This window comes from Edaphobacter sp., assembly GCF_035532915.1.
GTDB lineage: Bacteria > Acidobacteriota > Terriglobia > Terriglobales > Acidobacteriaceae > Edaphobacter.
On record NZ_DATKQC010000315.1, the window covers coordinates 1 to 6,684 of the forward strand.

5 protein-coding genes are annotated in these 6,684 nt (G+C 56.9%); 4 read left to right on the top strand and 1 reads right to left on the bottom strand.

Annotation, left to right across the window (positions count from 1 at the left end):
• Nucleotides 1-25 precede the first annotated feature (25 nt).
• Entirely contained in the window at nt 26-1,768 is a 1,743-nt protein-coding gene (locus VMU57_RS14930) for an ABC transporter ATP-binding protein (protein ID WP_325384796.1), read from the bottom strand.
• Nucleotides 1,769-2,275: 507 nt separating this feature from the next.
• Here VMU57_RS14930 and VMU57_RS23100 point away from each other — a divergent pair.
• The 4 genes from VMU57_RS23100 to VMU57_RS14950 all read left to right on the top strand — a co-directional run.
• Nucleotides 2,276-2,830: a helix-turn-helix domain-containing protein gene (locus tag VMU57_RS23100; protein ID WP_414648659.1), complete on the top strand. Its 555-nt coding sequence runs from the start codon at nt 2,276-2,278 to the stop codon at nt 2,828-2,830.
• A 290-nt stretch (nt 2,831-3,120) separates the two neighbouring features.
• Nucleotides 3,121-3,378 carry a PqqD family protein gene (locus tag VMU57_RS14940; protein WP_325384798.1) on the top strand — a complete coding sequence of 86 codons (258 nt, stop codon included), beginning with the start codon at nt 3,121-3,123 and terminating at the stop codon, nt 3,376-3,378.
• Nucleotides 3,379-3,680: 302 nt separating this feature from the next.
• A complete protein-coding gene (locus tag VMU57_RS14945) occupies nt 3,681-4,763 on the top strand; it encodes an aminoglycoside phosphotransferase family protein (RefSeq protein ID WP_325384800.1) in 1,083 nt (360 codons plus the stop codon).
• The coding region (locus VMU57_RS14950; RefSeq protein ID WP_325384802.1) for a prolyl oligopeptidase family serine peptidase at nt 4,754-6,684 on the top strand (1,931 nt) is incomplete at its 3' end. The genes VMU57_RS14945 and VMU57_RS14950, both read left to right, overlap by 10 nt.

Here is a 6,684-nt window from a genome sequence, read left to right on the forward strand (position 1 = left end):
GCCGACGTAGAAGAGACTCCCTGTTTCAGGGCTCCCCCATCTCCTGAGCCGAAGCTTCAAATAGGGAACGGTAGAGAGCGGAGTGAGCGTACAGCACCGAATGGGCGCCCGCCGCGGCAATACGGCCCTGATCGAGCAGGACAAAGCGGTCCATCCACGTAAGTGAGCTGATGCGATGCGAAATGACGATGAGCGTTTGGTGCGTGCGGAACTTTGCAAGGGATGCGAGCACGGCGCGCTCAGATGGAACATCGAGAGCCGATGTTGCCTCGTCCAGAATAAGTGTCGCCGAGTTCCTCAAAAGCGCCCTGGCTACGGCAAGCCTCTGACGTTCTCCTCCGGAGAGGCCGGCGCCTGCCGGGCCGAGCATGGTGTCCAACCCGTGCGGCAGCTGGCTCACGACTGTAGAGAGCTGGACCGCCTGAATTGCCTGATCCATCTCCGTGGCGGTAGCCCCTGGGTTTCCATACAGCAGATTATCCCGGACACTCCCCTCAAACAGTACAGGGTGCTGGGGGACAAAACAGACTGCCGAGCGCAGGGACGCCAGCGTGTAACAGCCGAGACGATGCTCTTCGAGCAAAATGTATCCGCTGTCCGGATCGGCGGCACGTACAAGAAGCCGAGCCAGAGTGCTCTTTCCGGATCCGCTTGCCCCAATGATTGCGACGCTTGCTCCGGCGTGAATCCGAAAAGAGATGTTGCTCAAAGCGCGCTTCGGGCCAAATGAAAAGGATACGTCCTCAATCCTGAAGCCATGCGTGAGGGGGGACGCTTCCAAACACATGGTTCCCGTATCGCGCACGGTCGGCTCAAGAGCAAGCAACGCACGCACACGGCGAATGCTGGCTCCGACAGACTGCAGCCTTGAATAGAGGTCCATGGCCGAACTGATCGGCTCGAAGACGCGAGTGCTGTAGGCGTAAAACGCCACCAACCCGCCGATAGTCAGAGCGCCGGAAAGCACCTTCGCGCTGCCCAAACCAAGCACAACCAGAATCGCCGTCACCAGGATGGCGGTGATTGAGAGGCTGAACCCGATCTGCGTTTGCCGCTGAATTCGCTGCACTCGCAGCATCCTGTTCCACACCAAAGAAGCTCGCTCCGCGCTCGCTTCTTCTGCCCCGAGAAACTGGAGCTGTGGCACTGCTCCAAGGTGCTCGTTCAACACACTGGTTGCCGCGCCTACCTCGAATCGCGCCTCGTCGGCTCTGGCCTTCAAACGAATGCTGAATCGCTGTTGAACGATGGCAAACAACGGCATCAGCGGCAACACAGTGAGCGTCATCGGCAGATTCAGCCTTGCCATCATCGCAAGGTTGAGCGCGAGAAACAGGACAGCACGGATACTCTGATTCGCTGTATCGGCACCCAGGTTTGCAATCTCATCGACATCGTGTTCGATACAGGTCAGTTTTTCGCCTGAAGGCGTCTGCTCGTGATAGTCAACCGAAAGCCGGTTCAACTGATCGAGGAGAGCTATACGCAAGTCGCGGACACAATCGAGGGAAGTGGAGAAATTGATCAGCGATCCGATTCCATAGAGCGCAGATCGTCCGAAGTAGCAGAGCCCGATTCCGCCGACCAAGTACAACGCCCAACGCAGGTTCCGTTGAGGCAGCGCAGAATCGATCAGGCTACGCATCAACAGAGGGTCGATCGTAACGGCAACCCCAGCGAGGGACACAAAGACCAAGCCGAGAGCGATACGCCACTTGAGCGGGGCGAGACGCAGTAACAGCCAACCGAAGTCGCTTTTGGCCTCCACGGCGGCCCTCCCCCCGCCTCTTCGAGGCAAGTAACGCAACTGTATTCCGTGTCCATGTTGGCTCGCCGCCGTTCAACCTCTCGTGTTTCGTAAAAGCAACAACTCCTGGCGGCCGATTGACGCTCCTTTGAGCCCGTAGTTTTCTGTTGGCACTGGCAGGCTTCCCGTCATCGCCAGAGCACGGACCGAGCATTCCAACTCGCGCAGTGGCGGCGAAGATGCCTGTCCAGAAGAGATTCCCCGATCGCAAGGGACACTTTCTATTGCATTGACTCGGTGAATGCAGGGAGGATTGACGGCACAATTCACCCTCTCTTCATGTTCGCTGCTTAAAGGTAGGCCTCTTCCCCTTCTGTTTCGCCTCTTTCGTCGATCGTGTGCGTCGCGTGCAAAGGCGTCAATTCGATCAGCCGTCGCTGAGTATTCAGATCCAACGAAGGAGCAATGGCTTTTCAGGATTGTGAAACCAGAGAGAGTCAAGGCGCTTAGGGAGCGACGGGCGCCCACATGCTCGCCGGTGTCTCGCTCAAGTCCTATACGGAGCAAGGAATTGTGAAGAGTCTCCCTACCGTCAAGGTGTCACCGATCGAAAAGGAAGTCACCGCGGAGATTAGCGCCCTTAGAGCGTCGACCGGGAGCGACCTCCATATCGCGCTTCTTGAAAATCCGGAATGGCTTGCACATCACTTCATTCAAGCTTCTCACGGAAATATACAACTGCGGCTCAGCACGCTTGCGCGAGAGCTCGGGGTTGAGATTCGAACGCTCGAGCGGACGTTCGTTGCCGAATACCACAAGACAATGACGCAGTTTCAGGTCGAAACCAGGCTGGCCTTTGCTCAACACCTGCTCGGCATCTTCCCGCCCACCAAGATCAGTGCGGTGGCGGCGCTGCTTGGTTACAGCCGCGTGCAGGACTTCAATCGATTCTTCAAAAAACATATGCGTCAATCTCCATCCGCATGGGGGATCACGGAGCGGGAGCAAATTGCGCGCGAGATCAAAGAGCTTCCGGAAGAAAGATGCGCTTGTAGTCATCCATCGCGATCCCAGCCCGAATAAGGGTGGCTAGATGGATTTCATTTTGTCGCCTTGTGCGAATCAGTTTCTGTTGCATCTCGAAATGAGAGGTGTCAGACTCACCGCACAGTTGGATTGTTGGTGCTTGCGCTCAAAGGAACACCGGCCGCCACTCACATAAGTGGCGAACTCCCCCGGCCTATCTGAGAACCATCCACTTGACCCATCTGGATTGCTTGACTTCAGCTTTCTGCGCACCCGATTGGTACGGGCAGAGAGGCGAGGGAAACTGCGCGCCGCTCAATCGCTAGTTCCATCAGGAGACAAGAACTATGGCCGCCATGCCAGCTCATCTCCGCTCGATCGTCGACCACGATGGTGCGGTCATTCTCGATATCAAGCACAACGCAGCCACGCCTCTGAACTCGACCGGCGCCTATATCTGGCAGCGTCTTGAGCAGGGAATGCTCGTGGACGACATCGTTGCACAACTCGCTCGCGAGACGAACACGGAGATCGAGATCGTCGCCGCTGATGTGGATCGGTTTCTGGAGAAACTCAAGTCTCGCCATCTCCTTACTCATGATTAAGGTCAACCATCAATCGGGAGTTCCAGATGATGGACAATAGAAATTACCGGCTAGCATTTATCCTCCCGCACACTCAAGCAGTACTCGCGGTTGAGGATGAGGAAGGGAGCGAAATGCTACCGGTGGTGACTGTTCGGAGTAACGAGCGGTTCGTAGAGCAGCTGAATTGTATTGCAGCTGGGCGGTGGCATCTCGAAACGGTTGTGCTCGACGTCAATGCTGAAACCCTTACTGATTTGCCCTGCGTGCTCATGGAAGTCCGGAGCGAATGTCCGCCAAGCTCCCTAGGCGATCTCAGGCCGGTGAGCGCAGATAAACTGTCTGCGCTCCTGCTCTCACCCGAAGAGCGAACTCGCCTCCGGGCCTGTTTCTCACGTGATTCGTCTTGCCAGCACCCATTCGCGAAGGTTGGTTGGATTGAAGATGTCCGGAACTGGATTCAGGAGAGCGCGCCCAATCGCGTCATCCGATTTACCGGAGAGGTTCGTCAGCTTAATGCCGGCGGGGGATTTGAGCTGTGCCGGTTGGGTGTTCACAACGGGCCGGCATATTGGCTCAAAGCTGTTGGGCCGCCAAACCTTCACGAGTTCCCAATCACGCAGCAGCTTGCCAAATCGCTACCTCGCTACCTTCCCCCGGTCGTTGCAATGCGGGAGGACTGGAAGGCATGGGTCATGGAGGAAGCGGGGCATCCACTGGAAGAAGCGTTCACGCTTTCTAACCTAAAAGCGGCCGTCGCCGGACTGGCTGAGATGCAGTCCGAGAGCATCCCACATGCCCAGACTTTGGGGGAGGCCGGATGTACTGACGCCAGCGTTAAGGCCATCGAGGCTCATCTGCCAGTGATCAGAGAATACCTTGAGGAAGCGATGGCGCAGCAGACGTCGACGAAAGTCGCACCTCTTGATAGAAGCCGTCTTCGGGAACTCGAGGTGATTCTCCGAAATGCCTGCTTCAAGATGCAGGATCTAGGTATCCCGGACACTCTCATCCACAACGACATCAATGCGGGAAACATTCTTGTGTCTGGTGCGCGCTGCCTCTTCATCGATTGGGCTGAAGCCCAGATCGGAAACCCCTTCATGACGCTCCAACATGTCTGCGCGCAGATTGCGCGCGATATGTCCGATCACGATACATGGCTTTCGGATATCCGGAATTCTTATAGAGGCATCTGGCGCAACTGGCTCAGCGACTCGCAAATCGATGGGGCCTACGCCCTGATGCCGATCCTGGCTATAGTGTCGTACCTCTATGGAAGAGGGGCCTGGCTCAGCTCTCCCGAACGCAACCTCCCCCGTTTCCACCTTAATGCTCGCAGCCTCGCCCGGCATATCGACCGCGCCGCACGATCGGAAGAATTCGAGGAGGCGCTATGCCAGTAGAGGTGATGCACAGTTCGGCTCCGGTGATCGAGGTCATACACGGAGAGACAGTCGCCGATCCCTATCGATGGCTTGAAGATCGCGGCCTTCCGGAAACCGAGAGCTGGATCCGTAAGCAGAGAACACGCTGCGATGACTATTTCTCTAACTGTCCAGCCCTTGAATCCATCCGAGAGCGAGTCCGATCGTATCTCGATGTAGACGTTCTCGATCAACCATCGAGAGTGGGAGAGCGGTATTTCTATCGCCGTCGAAACCGCGGAGAAGAACAGGCCTGCATTTATGTCCGCGATATCGCTTCCGGTCAGGAGCACCTTCTCATCGATCCCTCGGCCGAGGGAACCTTTAGCTCTGTCTCGATTTACCGCATATCGGACGACGGCTCGCTCCTGGCTTTCGAGCGTAGGCTTGGTGGTGAAGACAAGAGTGCTGTAGGGTTCGTTGATGTGAATCGCGCTTGCATCCTCGACGACACAATCGAGAACGGCTATGCCCGGGGGCTCGTCCTGAGACCAGAAGAGGGAGGTTTCTATTACTGCCACGATGATCGAGAGAATGCAGGAGAGCATACGATCAGGTTTCGCAGTTTCGGCGAGGCCAGGGCCGGACGGGTTGTCTTTCGCGCGCCCCGCACCCGCGAGAGCCGGCTGGTTCTGACCGCGGATACTGTTCATCTCGGAATCATCTGGATACATGAACGGTGTTCCGCGCTTCTCTCCGATTTTCTAATTGCTCCCCTGAGTGGAGATCCACAATGGGTGAGTGTGTTCAGCGAGCAGGATCCATCGTTTCAGCCATTTGTGCATAAGGGCCGCATCTTTGCAAGGCACGCTGCAGAAAACAGGAACGGATGCATTTCGGAGTTTTCTTCAGACGGCAGGAAGATTCGGACTGTGATCAGTGCGGGCGCACTGCCCATTCGCCAGATTTCCGTTGCGGACGACCGCTTCTACACTAATCAATACGATCATCGTACGTCGCTTGTCTCCTGCTGGTCATTGGATGGAAAGCATCTCGGCACTGTCGATGTGCCCGAGGACGGGTCGGTGGCACTGGTACCACATCAAAGCGTGAGCGAGCGCAGCTTGTTCTATGCGTTTGAATCGTTCGATCAGCCGCCGATCCTTTTCGAATATGGTTCCACCGCGGACAAATCCCTAGTCTTTCATCGGCGTACGTTGCGTGAGCAAACGACTCGCGCGACTGTGACTCGCTTCGTTTTCTCTGGGAAGGACGGTACCGAGGTTCCGCTGACTTTGGTTGGACGAGGCACTGCGCCTTCGGATCGCGAAGCGCCAGTGGTGCTTACTGTTTATGGTGGCTTTGGCGCCCCCATGACTCCACAATTCTCTGTGCTCGCCACAATCCTGATGGAGAGGGGGGCCCAGCTTGCCATTGCCCACGTCAGGGGCGGAGGGGAGTTCGGCGATGATTGGCACGATGCCGGGTCCAAACGAAACCGGCAAACAGGGATTGATGACTTGCTCTCAGCCGCAGAATCGCTTTGCAGTCGTGGAATCACCACGCCGAGACAACTTGGCCTCTTTGGCGGCTCGAATGCAGGCCTGATGGTGGCGGCCGCAATCATGCAGAGGCCCGCTTTATTCGGGGCAGCGCTCTCGATCGCTCCGCTTCTCGATATGGTTCGCTACGAACATTTTGACCGGGCCGTGCGGTGGCGCAGCGAATACGGTACAGTCGACGAGCCGGAAGAATTCCGGGCACTCCTTTCGTACTCTCCCTATCACCGGATCGAAGAGAGCGTCAATTATCCGCCAACCATGTTCGTCGTGGGTGATCGGGACGATCGCTGCAACCCTGCACACGTACGGAAGGCCGCAGCCCGCATGCAGGAACGGCCCGCTCAAACATCGCCCGTCGTCGTCGACTACTGCGAAGAACGAGGGCACATGCCCACAAT